Annotated in this window: 1 protein-coding gene; it reads left to right on the plus strand. The window is 71.2% G+C overall.

The window, feature by feature from the left end; translation table 11 throughout:
- Nucleotides 1-341 (plus strand): tRNA-dihydrouridine synthase (locus tag B3T77_RS06085; protein ID WP_292078183.1); only part of this gene is annotated, 341 nt, incomplete at its 5' end.
- Between the last annotated feature and the right edge of the window lie 86 nt (nt 342-427).

The raw sequence follows: 427 nt of genomic DNA on the forward strand, positions 1-427 counted from the left end.
TCATGCTGGGCCGCGCCGCCTATCACGAGCCGGCCATTTTGGGTCAGGCGGATCGTCGCCTGTATGGCGCGCCGGTCGAGGACATCGACGCCTTCGCCGCGCTGGAGCGCTATCGGCCCTATATGGCCGCGCGTCTGGACGAAGGCGTCGCCCTGCCCGCGATGGCGCGGCATATGCTGGGCCTGATGCACGGCCGGCCGGGCGCGCGGGCGTTCCGTCGCATTCTGACGGTCGAGGCGATCAAGCCCGGCGCCGGGCTGGAGGTGCTGGACCGCGCGGCGGAGGCTATGCGCGATGCCGAGGCGAGGCGCGACACGGCGCCCGGCGACTGGGCGGCGTAACCCAATCTTCAGAGCTGGCCGGCAAGGTTAAGGGAATCCTGCCGTTTCGGACCTGCGCGCCACGAAGACCCCGCTGATCGCCGCCG

Origin of the sequence: Brevundimonas sp. UBA7838 (assembly GCF_002500885.1) — a bacterium.
In the GTDB taxonomy this organism is placed as follows: domain Bacteria; phylum Pseudomonadota; class Alphaproteobacteria; order Caulobacterales; family Caulobacteraceae; genus Brevundimonas; species Brevundimonas vesicularis_C.